Consider the following 237-nt stretch of genomic DNA (forward strand, 5'->3'; position numbering starts at 1 on the left):
GAGCTGGCCGGGCTGGAGGAGCTGGATCCCGAACTGAGCGGACGCCCGAGTCAGGATCTGCTGATGGAGGCGAGCGCCTCCATCGGCGCCTTCGTGCGCAAGCACAGCGGTGCCCTGCAGGCCCGCTACGCCGGCCAGGTCTTTGCCGTGCTGCTGCCCAACATGTCCGAGAGCGAGATGGTGGACGGCGCCAGTCAGTTGCTCAAGAGCCTGCAACGGCTGCACTGGCCCGAGTCG

General features: G+C 67.9%; 1 protein-coding gene. It reads left to right on the forward strand.

Going from position 1 to position 237, the window contains the following annotated elements; all coding sequences use genetic code 11:
* A partial coding sequence (locus tag B4920_RS27930) for a hypothetical protein (protein ID WP_216820145.1) occupies positions 1–237 on the forward strand: 237 nt, incomplete at both ends.

Source organism: Zoogloea sp. LCSB751, from assembly GCF_002028455.1.
In the GTDB taxonomy this organism is placed as follows: Bacteria; Pseudomonadota; Gammaproteobacteria; order Burkholderiales; family Rhodocyclaceae; genus Zoogloea.